This window comes from Bacillus haynesii, assembly GCF_001969855.1.
Lineage (GTDB): Bacteria > Bacillota > Bacilli > Bacillales > Bacillaceae > Bacillus > Bacillus haynesii.
On sequence record NZ_MRBL01000016.1, the window covers coordinates 161,738 to 179,185 of the forward strand.

24 protein-coding genes are annotated in these 17,448 nt (G+C 46.8%); 6 read left to right on the forward strand and 18 right to left on the reverse strand.

The window, feature by feature from the left end:
- Positions 1–40: 40 nt before the first annotated feature.
- The gene (locus BTA31_RS13620) at positions 41–1,438 is read right to left on the reverse strand and encodes a S41 family peptidase (RefSeq protein WP_076792428.1); all 1,398 of its coding nucleotides are present in this window, start codon (positions 1,436–1,438) and stop codon (positions 41–43) included.
- 160 nt (positions 1,439–1,598) lie between these two features.
- Here BTA31_RS13620 and BTA31_RS13625 point away from each other — a divergent pair, with 160 nt between their 5' ends.
- Complete coding sequence (locus BTA31_RS13625; RefSeq protein ID WP_076792431.1) at positions 1,599–2,309, forward strand: class I SAM-dependent methyltransferase; 711 nt, start codon at positions 1,599–1,601, stop codon at positions 2,307–2,309.
- Between the two features lie 94 nt (positions 2,310–2,403).
- Entirely contained in the window at positions 2,404–2,658 is a 255-nt protein-coding gene (locus tag BTA31_RS13630) for a hypothetical protein (protein ID WP_043928083.1), read from the forward strand.
- A gap of 35 nt (positions 2,659–2,693) precedes the next feature.
- Here the strand turns inward: BTA31_RS13630 and BTA31_RS13635 are convergent, their stop codons facing one another.
- Positions 2,694–3,515: a M15 family metallopeptidase gene (locus BTA31_RS13635; RefSeq protein ID WP_076792433.1), complete on the reverse strand. Its 822-nt coding sequence runs from the start codon at positions 3,513–3,515 to the stop codon at positions 2,694–2,696.
- A gap of 33 nt (positions 3,516–3,548) precedes the next feature.
- Positions 3,549–4,247, reverse strand: a complete 699-nt coding sequence (gene deoD / locus BTA31_RS13640; RefSeq protein WP_003182742.1) for a purine-nucleoside phosphorylase — start codon at positions 4,245–4,247, stop codon at positions 3,549–3,551.
- 208 nt (positions 4,248–4,455) lie between these two features.
- Between deoD and BTA31_RS13645 the strand changes: the two genes are divergently transcribed.
- The 3 genes from BTA31_RS13645 (at position 4,456) to BTA31_RS22580 (ending at position 6,554) form a co-directional block, all read left to right on the forward strand.
- The gene (locus BTA31_RS13645; protein WP_043928081.1) at positions 4,456–5,463 is read left to right on the forward strand and encodes a permease; all 1,008 of its coding nucleotides are present in this window, start codon (positions 4,456–4,458) and stop codon (positions 5,461–5,463) included.
- 16 nt (positions 5,464–5,479) lie between these two features.
- Positions 5,480–6,352, forward strand: coding sequence for a TIGR03943 family putative permease subunit (locus BTA31_RS13650; RefSeq protein WP_076792436.1), 873 nt, complete (start codon positions 5,480–5,482; stop codon positions 6,350–6,352).
- A gap of 70 nt (positions 6,353–6,422) precedes the next feature.
- A complete protein-coding gene (locus BTA31_RS22580; protein ID WP_023857374.1) occupies positions 6,423–6,554 on the forward strand; it encodes a hypothetical protein in 132 nt (43 codons plus the stop codon).
- A 40-nt stretch (positions 6,555–6,594) separates the two neighbouring features.
- On the opposite strand, the gene BTA31_RS13655 is transcribed toward BTA31_RS22580, so the two are convergent.
- The 3 genes from BTA31_RS13655 to BTA31_RS13665 all read right to left on the reverse strand — a co-directional run bounded on the left by BTA31_RS13655 (position 6,595) and on the right by BTA31_RS13665 (position 7,863).
- Positions 6,595–6,906: a YodL domain-containing protein gene (locus BTA31_RS13655; protein WP_193427253.1), complete on the reverse strand. Its 312-nt coding sequence runs from the start codon at positions 6,904–6,906 to the stop codon at positions 6,595–6,597.
- Positions 6,907–6,969: 63 nt separating this feature from the next.
- Complete coding sequence (locus tag BTA31_RS13660; protein WP_076792439.1) at positions 6,970–7,581, reverse strand: phosphatase PAP2 family protein; 612 nt, start codon at positions 7,579–7,581, stop codon at positions 6,970–6,972.
- A 111-nt stretch (positions 7,582–7,692) separates the two neighbouring features.
- Positions 7,693–7,863 (reverse strand): YozD family protein, encoded by a 171-nt coding sequence (locus tag BTA31_RS13665; RefSeq protein ID WP_020451846.1) that lies wholly within the window; start codon positions 7,861–7,863, stop codon positions 7,693–7,695.
- Positions 7,864–7,984: 121 nt separating this feature from the next.
- Between BTA31_RS13665 and BTA31_RS23360 the strand changes: the two genes are divergently transcribed.
- Positions 7,985–8,119 (forward strand): hypothetical protein, encoded by a 135-nt coding sequence (locus BTA31_RS23360; protein WP_094777433.1) that lies wholly within the window; start codon positions 7,985–7,987, stop codon positions 8,117–8,119.
- Here BTA31_RS23360 and BTA31_RS13670 read toward each other — a convergent pair.
- The 12 genes from BTA31_RS13670 to BTA31_RS13725 all read right to left on the reverse strand — a co-directional run bounded on the left by BTA31_RS13670 (position 8,112) and on the right by BTA31_RS13725 (position 17,422).
- Positions 8,112–8,792, reverse strand: a complete 681-nt coding sequence (locus tag BTA31_RS13670; protein ID WP_076792442.1) for a hypothetical protein — start codon at positions 8,790–8,792, stop codon at positions 8,112–8,114. The genes BTA31_RS23360 and BTA31_RS13670 overlap by 8 nt on opposite strands.
- Before the next feature lie 162 nt (positions 8,793–8,954).
- Positions 8,955–9,176: a YozE family protein gene (locus BTA31_RS13675; protein ID WP_043928075.1), complete on the reverse strand. Its 222-nt coding sequence runs from the start codon at positions 9,174–9,176 to the stop codon at positions 8,955–8,957.
- Between the two features lie 105 nt (positions 9,177–9,281).
- Positions 9,282–9,563: a YokU family protein gene (locus BTA31_RS13680; protein ID WP_076792445.1), complete on the reverse strand. Its 282-nt coding sequence runs from the start codon at positions 9,561–9,563 to the stop codon at positions 9,282–9,284.
- Entirely contained in the window at positions 9,560–10,969 is a 1,410-nt protein-coding gene (kamA, locus tag BTA31_RS13685; protein ID WP_076792448.1) for a lysine 2,3-aminomutase, read from the reverse strand. The genes BTA31_RS13680 and kamA overlap by 4 nt, the downstream gene beginning before the upstream one ends.
- A 98-nt stretch (positions 10,970–11,067) precedes the next feature.
- Positions 11,068–11,901, reverse strand: a complete 834-nt coding sequence (gene ablB, locus BTA31_RS13690) for a putative beta-lysine N-acetyltransferase (protein ID WP_076792450.1) — start codon at positions 11,899–11,901, stop codon at positions 11,068–11,070.
- Between the two features lie 27 nt (positions 11,902–11,928).
- Positions 11,929–13,197, reverse strand: coding sequence for a peptidase (locus BTA31_RS13695; protein WP_076792453.1), 1,269 nt, complete (start codon positions 13,195–13,197; stop codon positions 11,929–11,931).
- Between the two features lie 13 nt (positions 13,198–13,210).
- Complete coding sequence (locus BTA31_RS13700; RefSeq protein ID WP_076792456.1) at positions 13,211–13,864, reverse strand: 3-oxoacid CoA-transferase subunit B; 654 nt, start codon at positions 13,862–13,864, stop codon at positions 13,211–13,213.
- The gene (locus tag BTA31_RS13705; RefSeq protein WP_076792459.1) at positions 13,846–14,538 is read right to left on the reverse strand and encodes a CoA transferase subunit A; all 693 of its coding nucleotides are present in this window, start codon (positions 14,536–14,538) and stop codon (positions 13,846–13,848) included. The genes BTA31_RS13700 and BTA31_RS13705 overlap by 19 nt, the downstream gene beginning before the upstream one ends.
- Positions 14,535–15,875, reverse strand: coding sequence for an aspartate aminotransferase family protein (locus BTA31_RS13710; RefSeq protein WP_076792462.1), 1,341 nt, complete (start codon positions 15,873–15,875; stop codon positions 14,535–14,537). The genes BTA31_RS13705 and BTA31_RS13710 overlap by 4 nt, the downstream gene beginning before the upstream one ends.
- 215 nt (positions 15,876–16,090) lie before the next feature.
- Positions 16,091–16,282, reverse strand: a complete 192-nt coding sequence (locus BTA31_RS13715) for a hypothetical protein (protein ID WP_239693206.1) — start codon at positions 16,280–16,282, stop codon at positions 16,091–16,093.
- A 161-nt stretch (positions 16,283–16,443) separates the two neighbouring features.
- Positions 16,444–16,572, reverse strand: coding sequence for a YjcZ family sporulation protein (locus tag BTA31_RS13720; protein ID WP_003182774.1), 129 nt, complete (start codon positions 16,570–16,572; stop codon positions 16,444–16,446).
- Between the two features lie 79 nt (positions 16,573–16,651).
- Positions 16,652–17,422, reverse strand: coding sequence for a GNAT family N-acetyltransferase (locus BTA31_RS13725; RefSeq protein ID WP_076792465.1), 771 nt, complete (start codon positions 17,420–17,422; stop codon positions 16,652–16,654).
- Between the last annotated feature and the right edge of the window lie 26 nt (positions 17,423–17,448).

The following is a 17,448-nucleotide window of genomic DNA, read 5'->3' on the forward strand; positions in this document are numbered from 1 at the left end:
CAAAAAACCCTTACGCTCCGTGTGAGCGCAAGGGTTTCTTTTATTTCTCTTTTTTTAAGATCTCAATCGCTTTATCCAACTGCGTATCATTGTCGGAAAGCTTATCCTGCAGCTTGCTTGTCATGCTGATTGTCGTCTCGCCCGTTAGGATGCCTGTCGTTTTCAGCTTTTGGTCTTTTTGAAATGCCTTAACGGCAGCCTCCGTCTGTGCGTCGAATGCCCCTGTCGCATCCAGCTTATAGCCGAGCACTTGGAGCATTTGCTGGGCGGCTTTCACTTCGTCTCCGGTGCTGCCTGCCTTATACTCTTTTTTGGAATCCAGATACGGGAGTTTGGCATAGCTTGGGAGCTCCGCTTTATATTGAGGTTTGATTCCTTTTTCATGAATCCAGTCCCCATTTGGCGTCAGCCACTTGGCAATCGTCAGCTTGACGGTCGATCCGTCGGAGAAGCTCTCCGCATTTTGAACCGTTCCTTTTCCAAACGTATTTTCACCGACGATCGGAATGCCTGAGGACTGGTGAAGTGCTGCGGCCATGATCTCAGCCGCGCTTGCCGTTCCTCCGTTGACGAGAACGACGGTCGGCTTGTTCACTTTTCGTTCCTTCTCGGCTTTGTACACTTCTTTTTTCCCGTTTTTGGATTCAACCTGCATAATCGTTTTGCCTTTATCGACAAACAGGTTGCTCATCATAATCGCTTGGTCCATCAGGCCGCCGGGATTTCCTCTGAGGTCCAGCACGAATCGTTCCGCACCTTTTTCAGACAAGTCATCAATGGCTTTCGTCAGTTCCTTTGCGGTATTTTCAGAGAAAGACGTAATTTGGATTTCACCGATGTTGCCGTCGATCATTTTGGAGTAAACCGTTTCAATCGGAATCGTATCGCGCTTAATCGTAACATCGATTTGGCCGACGCCTCCCCTGTTGAGAACAAGCTTGACATTCGTGCCTTTTTTGCCGCGGATCATTGCTGTCGCTTCGTTGACGGTCTTGCCTTTTACGCTTTTGCCGTCCACTTTCTGAATTTCATCATGCGGCTTTAAGCCGGCTTTTTCTGCGGGAGATCCTTTAATAGGCGCGACGATTAAAATTTGTCCATTTTTTTCTTCTACTTGGGCGCCGATTCCTTCAAAAGAAGAGGTAATGCTTTCTTCAAAGCTTTTAGCTTCTTTCTTATCCATGTATGTTGAATATGGATCATCCAAAGCTCCAAGCATCCCTTTAATCGCCCCGTCAGTCAGCTTTTCATCGTCTGCATTTTGATAATAGTCGCTCTTGATTTTGTCGTACGCCGCCATCAGCTTTTCGAATTTCTCGGAATCTGAAGCGGAATATACTGAGCCGCCGCTGCCTTTGCCCACCAGATAAAGCGTCAGTGCGGAGGCGGCGACGGCCGTAATCAATACAGCCAAAAAGAGTTTTAACTGCTGTTTCAAACGAACACCACCTTTTCTACTTACCATATTATCATGGACGAATCTTTATTCGTCAACTCGAATCACTTAAATACCGATTTTTCCAGGCTGCCGGCATTCGATCGTTTTTCAACCATTATTCCGCTTTTGCATATGCATACAAAAAAGGAGGGATCTCAATTTGAGCGATTATTTAGACATGCTCGCCAGCTTCGGCGTCTCATCCGCTCATCCCGGCGGGATGTCCCTGTCAAAGGCAGTGCTCGCCAAAGCCGGCATCGACCCTGAGCAGCCGATTCTAGATGCAGGCTGCGGAACGGGCCAAACCGCCGCTTATTTGGGGCAGCTTCTGTTTCCTGTCACTGCCCTTGATGCCGATCCGGTCATGATCGATAAAGCCCAACAGCGTTTTAAAAAAGAACAGCTTTCCATTCCGGTTGTCCACTCACCCCTCGAGAAAATGCCGTTTCAGTCTGAAAGCTTTGCCTGTGTATTAACTGAATCTGTGCTGAGCTTCACAGATATCCGGTCAGCTTTACAGGAAATCCGGCGGATTTTAAAACCCGAAGGGATGCTGATCGCGACCGAAGTCTGTCTTAAGGAAGGAAACGCTCTGACAGACGAAGCAAAAAAGGAAATCACGGACTTTTACGGATTCATCGCTTTATATACTGAGGATGAGTGGGTCAATGTCCTTCGAGAAGAAAAATTTTCAAAGATTGACATCATCCCTGTCGTATTGGAAGATGCAACAGACCCTGATGATGCCGTGGAAATGGATCTGTCGCCTGCGATTTCCGACAAAGACTATGAAACGATGGAAAAACACCTGCATTACCTGGAAAAATACCGCGATTCTCTTGATCATATTATTTTTATATCACATCTATAAACCATCATTTGTCCTCCTTCTTTCGTCCAACCTTTTCTATTAAATCCGTCATAAGCTGATTAGGAATAGATAAGATGATGGAAGGAGCATTCAAGTGGACCGATATTACAGGTTTTGCCACCAAAATGTTGGCAGAGTTGCGAGAATCACCGACAAAGGAGGCCGTCTACATGTCGGAAGAATCGTCCGTGTTTCCCCAAGCAAAGTTTATATCGCCCCGATGATCAGACGGGGAGGCCGCGGATTCGCCTACGGATATTACGGCGGCGGGTGGGGTTGGGGCCCTGTATACGGACTTGGCCTCGGTCTAATTGCCGGTGTGGCTCTTGCAGGCTTATTTTTTTGGTAATATGAAAAGGCCGATTGATATCGGCCTTTTCTCTTTTATATCTTTTTCACTTGTTTAAAATACTCTTCAAGCGTCAAGTCGTGTTCTTGGATGGCTTTAGCCGCTTTTTTTCCTACATAGCGCAGGTGCCAAGGTTCATACTTATATTTCGTGATGTCTTCTTTATTTTTCGGATAACGGATGATATAGCCGTATTTGTAGGCGTTCTTTTCGACCCATTGTCCGTCTTTCGTATTGCCGAATTCCTCTGATAAGGCGAAGCCGTTGCTTTTGCTGGAAATATCCATCGCAAGTCCTGTCTGATGCTCGCTTTGGCCCGGATATGCCACAGCTTCTTTCGCCTTTTCTTCTCCCTTTTGGCTGACTTCGTTGTTATAGATCGCTTTTTGTCTGTCATAGGATCTGTAGCCGGACACCGCAACGAGTTCATAGCCTTCTTTCTTAGCGGCACTGAACATCTCTTCAAGCGCTTTGGCGGCTTCTTTTCTGATATACCGCTTGTCGATATCCTCGGTAAAAGAAAACGCGACATCAGGCACTGTCAGGTCGCTCGGTGCATAGTTGCCGGGAAGCGCGTATTCTTTATTTACAAGCGCCATTATGTTTTCAGGATTTTGAATCGTCGGCAGCCCGTCTACATCTTTTATTTGATTAAAATACTTGCTCTCGAGTATGAAGTCCTGATCTTCCAAGCTGCTGTCAGCCTTTTGGTCTTTTGCATCCTTGCTTGCGTTTGCAGTGTTCTGTGTTTTAGCCGTGTCATTTTGCTTCTGTTCGGTCATGGTACATCCTGTGCCAAGCAAGACCGCTGCACTCAGCAATGAAGCAATCGTCACGTATTTGTACTTTCCGTTCATTCGAATCCATCCTTTTTCAATGCGTGTATGCTTTTACAAAGCGGTATCCAGAGCCAGCAGAATCATATCATTAAAGGTCGTTTGCCTCTCTTCTGCCGTTGTTTCCTCGCCGGTAATGACGTGATCGCTGACCGTTAAGATCGAGAGGGCTTTTCGGCCGAATTTCGCAGCTAGTGTATAAAGCGCCGTCGTTTCCATCTCGACCGCAAGCACTCCGTGTTTGGCAAGCTTCTCAATTTGGCTGTCGTCATTATAGAATTGATCCGCCGTAAACACGTTCCCTGCCGTAACCGGGATGTTCCGCTCACTTGCAGCGTCATAAGCAGCTTTTAACAGGCCAAAGTCTGCGCAAGGCGCAAAATCGATCGAACCGAATGCCACTCTGTTGATTTGCGAATCGGTTGATGAAGTCATCGCAAGAATGACATCCCTTACATTGACGTCTTTTCTGATTGCACCGCATGATCCGACGCGGATCAGGTTTTTCACATCATAGCTTCTGATCAGTTCATTGACATAAATTGAAATAGACGGCACACCCATGCCCGTCCCCTGTACGGAAACGCGCTTTCCTTTATAAGTGCCCGTAAAGCCGTACATTCCCCGTACTTCGTTATAACATTCAACGTTTTCCAAATATGTATCAGCGATATATTTTGCACGCAGCGGGTCTCCTGGAAGCAGCACCGTTTCTGCAATTTGTCCTTTTTCTGCGCCAATATGTACGCTCATGAATATTCCTCCTGCCTTTTTAAAGCTGATTTGTGATGATGATTGCAGCATCCACTCGCATATGTATTATAAACCAACATCGCGGAAAAAGAAAACAAAGCCCTGCTCCGCTTCGGCATCATTCTTTTTTTGTCATGTTTAAAAAAGGACAGGCATACCTTTAAAAAAGAATGATTACGATTGGCTATTTCAGGATGGAGGAAAAGTGATGTTTCGTTCACTTAACAGTTATTTAATCGACTTTACCGGGCTTGTTGTCATCGGTGTTTTGATATGCCTTGTGTCAGCCGGCGGAGCGCTCGCCGCAGGCCTCCCCTTCCAGATTCCGGCTTCCGTTCAGCAGCTGAATACGATTTTCATCAGCATTTTAATCGAAGCCCTTCCCTTTGTGTTAATCGGGGTATTAATCGCCGGTTTCATCCAGATCTTTGTGACTGAAGAGCACATTCGCTCCCTTTTTCCGAAAAACAGGTTTTCAGGAGTGATTGTCAGCTGTTTGCTCGGCGCTTGTTTTCCGGCTTGCGAATGCGGGATTGTCCCGATCGTGAGAAGGCTCGTGTCAAAAGGCGTTCCCATCTATGCCGGTGTCGGCTTTCTGTTGACAGGTCCGCTGATCAATCCGATTGTCATCTTATCCACTTATATGGCATTTGGCAATGACTTGCGAATGGCCGTTTTAAGGGTTGCTGTCGGTTTTGCCGCAGCGGTCATCATCGCCTTTGCGATCAGCATGATGTTCCGCTCAAGCCAGCTGAAAACGGAAAGCCGGCAGACAGCTGCACACTGCACCCATTCCGGCAGACGCTCCCCTTTTTCGGAAAAGCTATTTGATATGCTGAAACATGCTGTTGACGAATTCTTTGATATGGGGAGGTTTCTGATTATCGGCGCTTTAGTTGCCGCACTTGTGCAAACCTATCTCCCGTTAAAATCGCTGTTTCTGTTCGGAGGGGGCATGTTTGACTCGGCATTGGTCATGATGGGGCTGGCTTACTTTTTATCGCTGTGCTCTGAAGCGGATGCATTTATCGGCGCTTCCTTCACCAATTTGTTTCCTTCCACATCCATCCTTGCTTTTCTCGTTTACGGGCCGATGCTCGATTTAAAAAATACGGTGATGATGCTGCATGCGTTTAAACCGAAGTTCGTCATTTGTTTGTCTATCCTGATCACCGTTGTTGTCTATGTTTGTATCAAAGTTGTCAGTTTGCTGTAGAAAGGAGGTTTTACCAATGGTTTTTCAGCCTCGGCAATTTTTGCGCGCACTCGTGTTGGCGGCCTTTTCCGTCTTTATTTTCAAGCTCCATTACACAGGGGAAATTGATAAGCTGATCAATCCGAAATACGATTACACAAGCCTCATCGCCGCAGGTGTGTTCGCGTTTCTGTTTATCATTCAGCTGACAAGGATCTGGACGGTGAAGGATGACCATACTGGAGATTGCGGCTGCGGACATGATCATGGCGAGTCAAAGCCTTTTTTCATCAGGCTGATGCATTATGCCGTCATCGCTCTTCCCCTCATTACCGGATTCACCCTTTCCCCGGCTGTACTGAATTCGTCTGTTGCTGCCAACAAAGGGACTATGCTCACCAAAACGGAGATCGCCCCTCAAACTGAAGGCGAAAAGGAACATGTCATGACACCGGAGATTCAGCAAGGACTTGCCGATTCAGCGATGCCGAAATCGGCTTATGACCGGAAGATGGATCAATTTAAGCATGAAAAGCGGATTGTCATGAATGACGATATGTTTGCAGACTACTATGATGAAGTGACAAGCAGTCTTGATCATTACATTGGAAAAGAGATCACGGTCAAAGGCTTCGTCCATAAAGAAGCGGGGCTGAGGGCACACCAGCTCGTGCTGTCCCGATTTATGATCACGCACTGCATCGCAGACGCCAGCCTGATCGGGTTTCTCGCTGAATGGAACGGCGCAGAGCAATTGCAGCCTGATACTTGGATTGAATTGGAAGGAACAATCGGCAAAGCGTCTTATAACGGCACTGTCATCCCGATCATCCGCGCGAAGCGATGGAAGGAGATCAGCGAGCCGGAGCAGCCGTATGTCTACCCGGCCGCGATCAATATGACAGAATAAAGACGACTTTCTCCTGGATAAATAGCGGGGCGTTTAGTCATCCTATTTTTTAGGAAGGAGGTCATAAATGATGGGCAAAAAACAGCGAAACAGAGTCACCGGACTGAAAAAGAACAATCACATCCCGACAAAGGACGTCATCGCGGCAGAGGATGCGCACGAAAAGGAATTCAGCGCCAGAAAACGAAAAAATACAACATAAAAAAAACTGCGGACAGCGCTTCCGCAGTTTTTTTTCAGCCTTACGATGACTGCAGCAAAATGCGGTTGATTTTGCTCCATCCTGTAGACAGCAGTTTATAATAGGTTTTTCCCTTTCTTCCTTCATCGATTAAAACGATGTCGCCTGTTGCAAGAAATCTCGCCCTATAATCATTCGGCACCGTGTCATAAACATTAAAAGTGGAAAACGTCCGTTCCAGCACATCTTCATGGGTTCTGCCGTTTATTTCCGTTCTGTAAACCATCTCATATCCCTTATCTTCACCAAAGCAAGGCGTTTGAAAAATCGTCACATCATAAGGTGTCAGCTTCTTTTTAAACAGTTGAAACATTAACGGCAATACAGATCCCTCCTTTTTTTATACAATTGGCGCTTCGCGGCTCAAACCCTTTGACTACTTTTGTCGAACAAGCGGGTACTTTTCGCCAATTTTTTTGAAGATGAAAAACAGCGCCAGACCGAGAGAAAATCCTGAGATGACATCTGTCATGTAATGAACGCCGAGATACATGCGGCTGATTCCGATGAATCCGACGAGAAGGCCCGTCCACATGTAAACCGCACGGCTGTGTTTTTGAAAAAAAGGAATGCAGAGCAAAAGGAGAAATGCGATAAACGGGTACATGCTCGCCGCATTCATTGAATGGCCGCTCGGAAAGCTGTGTGACGGTTCGTGTACGAGCGGGTTTATCGCAGGGCGCTCTCTGGCAATCCAGCCTTTTAAAGCTTCATTGGCCGTTCTTTCAACAAAAAACAGCAAATAAAGATACAGTGATGCCGCTGCTTTTTTATAGACGGCAAGAACCAGGGTTAAAGCCAGCATCAGCGGCAGCATGAAGCCGCTTGACCCCAGCTCTGTCAGCACTTTAAAAAACGCTGTGAGAACCGGGTGTCTGACAGACTCGAGAGCCTGTATCACGCTCACATCAAATGATTGAACCGCCGGGATGCGGATAAGAATGGCCATGATGACAAAGACAGCGGCTGCAAATAGTGCTTTATACATTGAAAAAGTCAGTGCCTCCCTTGACATTGTTTTTAAACATTTTACACCCCGCTCTCCTGCCGGGCAAATATATAGGAAAAACCGGAGCAGGTGCGCCCCGGTCCCCTTTTTTCAATCCTCTATATGCTCATCTATCATACATTTTGCAATCAGATAATCAAAGGTGATATCGGCAATTTCGAACAGTTCGTCCTCGCTCGGTATGTAGCCTCTTCTTGTCAGCTCTAGATAAAAAAAATCAGCGATTTCTTCTGTATCTATCATCAGTTCAATTTCTTTCATTGTGATCGCCTCCTTATTCTGATGTATGAGCTGGCATTCGGTTTTATAACCGATTTGTCATAATGTTTGTCCTCTGTCATATACATGTCGTAACAAGACAAAAGCCGGAAGGGGAAAAAAAATGATTCAAAAAACGCTTGAAGCACTTGACGGAGAAGGGTTTGACCTGGTTTTGGGGAAGGTCTTGAAAGCCATGTTCGCTTTTATTGTGTTCGGCTGTTTTCCTTATTTCTTATATTTGTTGTTTATCATTTGAAATATTCTTTCAGGCTGCTTAACACAAACTCCATCATTTCTTTATATTCCGCATCCTGAAACATTTCATACAATACTTTATAGTCATTGTAGATATCAAGCAGCTCATCCACGACAGCAACTGCCATGTTGTGCTCATGTTCCTGCTCCTCAAAATCCCCAGAAAATGGCATAAATACCTTTTCAGATATCGGTTCATCAAGCTCTTGTCCGGCTTCGCCGACATAATGAACAAACAGAAGCTGATGGACGAACTGGTCCATTTCGTAAGTTCTGAGCACGAGCGTTAAATCTTCTTCTTCGGTTTCAAGCCATTCTCCGTCTTTTAAACGGGTCAGCTCGTAAATGATATCTTCCCAGCCATCCTCCATATATCTCCAAATTTCCGTTCTGTGCCCGGTGATTTTAAACAATTCTTTGCCGTAATCTTTTACATAGACGACATCCCCGATTAAAAATTCATATTCGATGTCAAGCTTTTCCGTATCGACAATGACCCCGTCATAATCTTTGTAAAGTTGAAGAGAAGTCTCAAAATAAAGCACTTCATTATGATTGACTTCATACAAAAAATGCTTATCGATTTTATGAACTTTTGTAATCGTTCCGACCGTCCCGTACATCACGACGACGACAACATCCCCGACTTTGAATTTAGGCGCATTTGACTTCATTTGGATTCCCCCTTGCCTTGAAGCTTCCGTGTTACGCTTATCGTATGCTGAGCGCTGTCAATTCGCATGGGCTAAGGTTACAAAGCCCGATGAGTTTTCCGAAAAGCCCAGCCGGCTCGGGCGAACGTAAAAAAATCCGCAGTTCTGAATAACTGCGGATTTTTATCGCTTTGTTTCCGAAATATATTGTTCCCAAGCCTCATCAAATGTCGTCATTGACGATAAATAATCCACATTAAGCTCAAGGTAAGAGCTGATTTCATCGTAATGAGTTGACGCCTTGGGAAATCCGTGATCAAGGTAAGCATGATTCGCGAATTCGCTGATCGCGTCCTTCGGTTTCGGATGGCGGTATTTCATTAAATAATGGTAAAAAGACTTCACGGTCTCCCCTCCTGTCCTCTTTTGATGTTCTATTATACAGGCCGTCTGAAAAAATACAAACAAAAAACCCGTTGAAACACGCAAAAAAACCGGCAGAAGCCGGCTTCATGAAGAAAAATCAAAGTAATTGCGCTTCAATATGCGCTCTGTTTTCATCAGCGCATCATACGAAACGGACGATGGCAGTTTTTTTGTATCGATCAAGAGCAGCTGATTTTCAATTTCCCAGGTGACGCTGTCCTCCTGATAGACGATCCCGCAGCCTTTGCATTCCACCGCAGGTGTATCGGTGATTTCGATCGCTTTCGTCCCGTCAGGAAGCTCCCAATAAACCGCCGTGCGGGCTTCCCCGGCTTTTTCTTCACTGCACCATTCACACCTTTTCATTGCACACGCCCCTCAGCTTCGCCTTCTTTTTTTTGCTGGGCAAGGAATTTCTTTTCTTTCAATTCGTCACGCTTTGCCCGGCGGCTTTTCAATGTTTCATGATCAGGCCTCGTGGAATAGCTTTCCCTTCTCTCTAGCCGTTTTAAGCCGTCCGGTGTGTATGAAAGCGTTTGATCCGCAAAGATTGCCGATATGCCGATCTCCTCTTTTTCTTTCATCACATCAGGGAAGATTTCGGCAAAATAGTCGTCCGCTCTTCCCGGAATGTAGTTTTCGGGCTCAGGATACGACGTAATGACGCCTTCAAAATTGCGGAGCACGACTTTATCGGGGCTCTGCGAAATCAAGTAATTCGGCTGTATGGCGATTTTTCCGCCTCCGCCCGGCGCGTCAACCACAAAGGTCGGCACTGCATAGCCGCTCGTATGTCCACGCAAGCCTTCAATGATTTCAAGACCTTTTGATACAGGCGCTCGGAAATGTCCGATTCCTTCAGACAAATCGCATTGATAAATATAATACGGCCGGACTCTGATTTTTACTAAATCATGCATCAGCTTTTTCATAATGGAAACGCTGTCATTTATCCCCGCCAAAATAACGGCTTGATTGCCGACCGGCACCCCGGCATTGACTAGCTTTTCACAGGCTTCCTTCGCTTCCTTCGTGATTTCGATGCTCGTGTTGAAATGCGTATTCAGCCAGACGGGATGATACTTTTTCAAAATGCTGCAAAGCTTGTCGGTGATCCGCTGCGGGAAGACGACCGGAGCTCTCGTGCCGATCCGGATGATTTCCACGTGCGGGATGGCGCGGAGGTTTTTCAAAATATATTCAAGAATCTGGTCGTTAATGAGAAGGCCGTCCCCGCCTGATATCAGCACATCCCTGACATCAGGCGTATCCCGGATATAGCCGATCGCCTGATCGAGCTGCTTTTTCGGCACGCCCATGCCGATTTGCCCGGAAAAACGCCGCCTTGTACAGTATCTGCAGTACATCGAGCATTGATTAGTGACGAGAAACAAAACCCGGTCCGGGTAGCGGTGGGTTAAGCCGGGGACAGGCGAATCTTCATCCTCATGAAGGGGATCTTCAAGGTCGTATTTTGTTTTGTGCATTTCTTCTGCAAGCGGCACAGACTGCATTCTGATCGGACAGCGCGGATCATCCGGATCCATCAGTGAAGCGTAATACGGTGTAATATTTAAAGGGATCGTCTTTGTGGAGATTCGCACCCCTTCTTCTTCCTCTTTTGTAAGATTGACGACTTTTTTCAAATCGCCTAGCGTTCTGACGGTGTTTGTCAGCTGCCATATCCAGTCGTTCCATTTTTCTTCGGGAACATCTTTCCAAAGCTCAATATCCTTCCAATGCCTTTTCGGCTTAAACAGACCGTTTTCCATCTTTCATCCCCCTATCAGCATTTTCCCTATACTTTTCAGGTTATGTGACCGGCATGAAAAGTGTCTCTTCAAATGTAAAACCCGCGAAAGACCGCTTTTTAAAACCGGCTTAAATTTTTGCACCAGATGTTCATGTTCTCAATGCTTTTATAAATGAGGCAGTTGTTCAAAAGCCGGCCCCTGTATGAGTATGATAAATGATAAAGGCTGGCGTTCATTCCGAAAGAAGCCGCTCTTGCGATTGAAAAAACGTAAAAGATACCCGCTTGTTTCAAATCGGTTTCGAGTGCCGCAATCAGCCGCCTCGTCAATGAAAAACCCCTGTATTCCGGCAGGACAGCGCAGTCGGTTATTTCCGCATTCCCCAAAACGGAATTAACGTCTGCACCTGCTGATGCAATCACTTTTTCCCCGTCAAAGGCAAGGTAGTAAACAGCCCCTTTTCCCATCGCTTCCTTAAGATATGCCGGATCTGAAACAGGTGCGGGATATACAGGAAAGACGCAGTTGTAGAGATCGGCGAGAACAGGCGCATCAACTGAGGCGGCCCGCCTGATTTTAAAGGAAGCGTTTTGGGCCTCCGCGATGCGGGGAGTGCTGAACAGCTCTGACAGCATTTGGTCCTGCGCAAGCCAGTCAGCGGTTTTTCGCCTGTCTTCTTTTACATATTTTACGAACACGTCAGCATCATGCCCGTTAAAGTATCCGTCGATTTTCCCTTCCGGTTCAAACGTCCGTTCAAGCAAAGCGTCTCTGTCAGTCGTTTTGGTGAAAACGATCATTTTCCCTATATCATGTTTTTTTGCTTCTTTCAGTATGGCGGGAAAAAATGAACACACATCGCCTTCATAATTGATGATTCTGATTCTTTTACTGGACAAGTCGACATCCGCTTCGAGCGTACAGCTGTCATTGCTCCATTTTTCAACCATATTTAACCTCCAAAACTGCTGATCTTTTCACCGTTCATAATCACACCAATTCATAATAAACAGGCTGATGATTTTGGCTGACTGGATCAGGGCGTCTTTTTCAATGTATTCGTTTGCCTGGTGTGCCATTTTCGTCTCTCCCGGTCCAAAGACGATGACAGGGGTGCCTCCGGCGTGCGACAATATTCCGCCGTCTGTCGCCCATGGGGAAGCTTCGATTAGGGGATCTTTTGCCGTGATGGTTTGATAGGCGGATTTCAGCACTTTTGTCAGTTCATGGTCTTCTGCTAAATCGTTCGGGAGCCACATGGCGCCGAACCATTCTATGTCAACAGGGTAATGTTTAAACCATTCATCATGGTATTGAAGATCATTGAGCCAGTTTTCAAGCTCGGACTGGACGGCTTCAGGGGTTTCGTTCGGAGCGATTCCGCACCTTCCTTCCAGTGTCACCGTGTCGGCAACCGATGAAGGCCATGCGCCTCCGTTGATCGTGCCGATGTTAATCGGGACCGGTATCGGGATATTGTCATACAAAGAATCTGTTATTCTCTTATTCCTGACCTGTTCAAGCTGGCGGAGCGACTGGATGACAAGCATGCTTTTTTCGATGGCGCTGACGCCTTCATATCTTGTGCCGCCGTGTGCTGAAAGCCCTTTGACCGTGATTCTGAACCACATCGAGCCCTGCTGTTTAATAAACATTTTCATATTTGTCGGCTCGGGAATCAAAGCGCCGTCTGCCTTGTAGCCCCTCATGACGGCCGCGAGCGTCCCGGCTCCGCCACACTCCTCGTCTACGACACTTTGAAAAATAAGATCTCCTTTTAATTGAACTCCGCATTGCTCCAGCGCTTCCATCGCGAATAAAAGAGCCGTATTGCCGCCTTTCATGTCAGTTGTGCCTCGGCCGTATATCCGTCCCTGCTTCACGACCGGCTGAAAAGGCTCCGTCTCCCAGTCTTTTTTGTTTCCTTCAGGTACGACATCGATGTGTCCGTTTAAGATTAGCGATTTCCCGCTGCCCTTTCCTCTTTTGACAGCCGCAATATTCGGGCTTTCTTTAAAGCTTGTTCTGTCTGATTTAAACAGCGGATGCTGTTCCAATTGCTTCATGCTCGGCTCCCAGACATCGATTTCAGCTTCAAATTGCCTCAGTTTCTCCAGGACGACGGCTTGGGCGTTAAATTCGCTGCCCATTGTGCTTTTTTCTCCGACGAGTTTTTTCAAAAGGCGAACCGCTTTTTTCTCGTGCGAATCGATCCAATCGCACACTTTTCTCTCTATGTTCTCCATCCAATTCCTCCTCTTACGAAAGCGGCAGTTCGATCCGGATCTTTCCATCCGTCAGCCGCAGCACATCATCTAGATCCTCTTCACTCATCAGCTCTTTTAATACAAAACCGCCGCTGTCGATGGTGAGCACGGCTTTTTCTGTAATCACCATGTCGACGCAGCCTTTTGCAGTCAGTGGCAGCGTACAGTCGGCGACAAGTTTGGGTGCGCCGTTTTTATCGGTATGGCTCATCACGACAATGACTTTTTTCGCCTTTTGGGCAAGCTCCATCGCCCCTCCCATTCCTGGAACCTTTTTGCCGGGGACGATCCAATTGGCCAGATCCCCTGACTGGCTGACCTGCAAAGAACCAAGAATCGTGACATCAATCGCGCCCTTTCTGATCATGCCGAACGACAGAGCTGAATCAAAATAAGAAGCGCCTTTTACTACGGTGACAGGCCAGCCTGCTGCATTGCAAAGATTCTCATCTTCCCTTCCTTTTTCAGGCGACTCGCCGATGCCGAGAAGCCCGTTTTCAGATTGGATCATGACGGAAGTGCCCGGGTCTAAAAAGTTGGGAACTAAAGACGGAATGCCGATGCCCAGGTTGACAATCATTCCGCTTTTGATTTCGCGGGCCGCCCGTTTTGCAATTCTCTCCCGCTCTATGACTCCCAAACCCATTTCCAGTTCACCCCTTCCGTTTCAGCGACACCTTCGACAAAAACACCGGGTGTTACAATTTCTTCTTCATCGAGCTCTCCAAGGGGAACGATCCGCTCCACTTCGGCAAATGTCCGATCAGCAGCCATCGCCATAAGCGGGTTCATGTTACGCGCCGTTTTGTCATAGATGATATTGCCGAATTCATCGGCGGTTTTTCCATAAATAAAAGCGTATTCCGCACTGAGCGCTTCTTCGGCAAGGTATGCGCGTCCGTTTAATGAAACGATCTTCTTTCCTTGGCGCACCATGTCATTATCGATTCCGATATCGGTCAAAATACCGCCAAGACCTGTGCCGCCCGCACGGATTCTTTCCGCCAGCGTACCTTGCGGTGAAAATTCAACGGCGAGATAACCGTCCGTCATTTGCTTTCCCGCAACGGGATTTGATCCGATATGGGAAGCGATCAGCCGCCTTATGCGGTTATTGACGATTAAAGGGCCGATGCCGATGCCGGGAAATCCTGCATCATTGCATATGACCGTTAAATTTTTTACACCTTTTTTCAAAATCGCACGGATGAAAGAAGGCGGTGAACCGACTCCCCCAAATCCGCCAAACATGACGGTCGCTTCGTCTTTCAAATCGGCAATTGCATCTTCAACAGCAATACGTTTGTTCAGCACCGTCATCTTTCGTGCATCACCTTTTCTGCTTGTTTTTCAATCTCGTGTACGGCATGTTTAAATATATGAATGAGCGCTTCCAGCTCTTTGTCCGATATCGTAAGGGGCGGCGCAATGATGACGGCATCTCCCCCGCCGCCGTCAATACCCGCCTGTGACGGATAAAGAAGCAGACCTCTTTTTTTCGCTTCGGAAATAACGAGAGCCGACACCGGCATTGATGAAGGAAATGTCTTTTTGCTTTTTCGATCGGCGACAAATTCAATCCCGAGAAGAAGCCCCTTGCCCCGAACGTCGCCAATGATGCTCGACTGTTTCATGACTTCTTTCAGCATTCTTTTCAGCTTTTCTCCTTTTATCCCGGCTTGTTTGACAAGATCGTGCTTGAGGATGTAACGAAGAACGGCGAGCGCCGCACGGGCTGAAAAAGGGTTTGCGCTGTACGTATGCCCGCTCATGATGACTCCTGAGCCGTTTTTGACCGTTTCCATGATGTCATCGGATATGACCGCTGCGGCAATCGGTGAATACCCTGCGCTCATCCCCTTGCCGAGTACGGCAATATCCGGGGTCACGCCCCAATGTTCAATCGCCAGCATCCGGCCGGTTCGGCCCATCCCGCTCATGACTTCATCCGCGATCAAAAGAATTTCATTTTCTTCGCAAATCTCTTTTACTTTTTTGTAATAACCATCAGGTGCCGTTATGGCTGCTCCAGCAGCCCCAATAACGGGTTCGGCAACGAAGCCCGCGATGAATTGCTTGCCGATCCTTTTAACGGCGATCTCGATTTCTTTCACGCACGCTTCTTGGCATTCGGGATGAGAAAGCCGGCATCTGTAACAGTTTGGCGCTGAAGCAGCGGGATACCTGTGCAGCATGTGCGTAAACCTGTAGCGGCGCTCATAAAATCCCGACAGCGACAGGGCTCCATTTGTAATTCCGTGATAGCTGTTCCATCTCGAAAGGAAAATCGTTTTGTCGTTTTGTCCTTTTTCCTGCCAGTATTGAACGGCGATTTTCATGGCGGTTTCAACAGCTTCCGACCCGCTGTTGACAAAAAAAGACCAATTCAGATCACCCGGCAGCCATTCAGCAAGGAGTTCGGCTAGCTGTTCAGCCGGCTCACTCGTAAACTGTGAACGGTAGACAAATGAAACAGCATCAAGCTGCTCTTTAAGAGGCTCAATCACCTCTTGTACACCATGCCCGAGATTGCAGGTAACAGCACCTGAACAACCGTCAAGGTATCGCTTTCCGGAATTGTCGACAATCCAGCTTCCTTTTGCATACTGAACGACCGGATAGCTTGCGTGCAGATCCGGCTTAATCAAAAATGACATTCAAACATCCCCCCTTCCCCAATGAGAGGTTTTTCTTTACATTATATGAAGCGGGAAAAGGCGGCATTCTCTTTTCAAGCGGAAATGGTTGATTTCGGAGCGAACGCCGTAAGCATAAACAAAAAAATAAAAGGACATGTCCTTTTATTTTTCTCGAAGCGCCAAAAATCCGATCGTTAAAAATACAGCTGAAATGATCATATACGAAGCCGCTATCAGCGTCCCCCTGTGAAATCTGTCACGAATGCCAGGCCTGTAAACGGCGAGATCAAAATCGAGACAGTCAGCCCGATACCGATCACGACGCTTCCAGAAAGGGCGCTTCCGGTTTCCGATAAGGACCACCATACCAATGAATAATAGAAAAGACCCGAACGAAAGAGCGATAAAAATGTTCCAGACCACATTATGAAAAAGTCCCCTTTTATGCCCCAAGCATATTTCAAAGTTACTCCCCGTTTGTCCGATATTTTCACCTCACATATGTAAAATTTAACAACAAAAACAAAAAACCTTCCGGATGGAAGGCTTTGTGAGCATGTCAAGCGCCGGGCGTTGGGCTTTTTAGCTAGCAAATGAAAGCCGCACCGACAATGATGAGCAAAATAAAGAGGACAACGATGAGCACAAATGTGTTTCTGCCGTGAAACCCGTAGCCGTATCCTCCAGTAGGACAGCAATAATGGGAGTAATGCACAGGCGATCATCCTTTCGTATAAAGTCTACACCCCAGCCTATGCAGGCCAAGTCCCAATTGGTATGTGCACCTGCCTACTTTATTCAAACAAATACTTAAATATCGTTGTGAGCTTTTCCTCCTGCTTAAAACCCAGCTTTTCATAAAACGTTTTCACCTGATCGCTCCCCGTAGTTACAAGATAGCACGATTCCATGCCCGATTGTTTGGCAGCGTTGAGCATCTGCTTGATAAGGCCCGATCCATAGCCTTTCCGCTGGTAAGGCTCCAAAATGGCGACTTCTTCGATTTTAGCAACGTTTTCGTTCTGATCGAGGTAAAGCTCAGCACATCCAATCGGTTCTCCTTCTTCCGAGTAGCAGACACACAGCTGAATGATGCCTTTCTCGTAAAAAGGATATTTTCGCATTAGCTTTTCCTTCGCAAACGCTTCATTGATCGACAATGTATCATAAGCCTGCATCATGCGGCAGCCGTCAATGAGCGATTTCTCCGTCCCCCACTCTGCCCGCACACCTGGGGAAACCCCTTTCCAATCTGCAAGCCTGATCGTATAAAACAATTCTTCATCAAGAATATATCCAAGCTCAAAGAGCGACTTTTTCATCGTGAAAGGGAGATCGCGCTTAAAAGAGCTTTTCACATGAACATAATTTCGTTTTAAAATTTCGGGTACCCGAACGAGCAGGGAATACAGCTCTGTCAGCGGAAAATCGTCCTGCAGCTGCAGAAAATGAGAGGAAAACATCTGCGGGATCTGGTCATCTGTGTATATATGATAATGCGATTCAATTTTTTTGCTGCATGTCAGCATTAAATAACGGTCTTCTGTGTTTGAAATGGATGTCACAACGGCTGCCTCTTTTCTCAAGATGT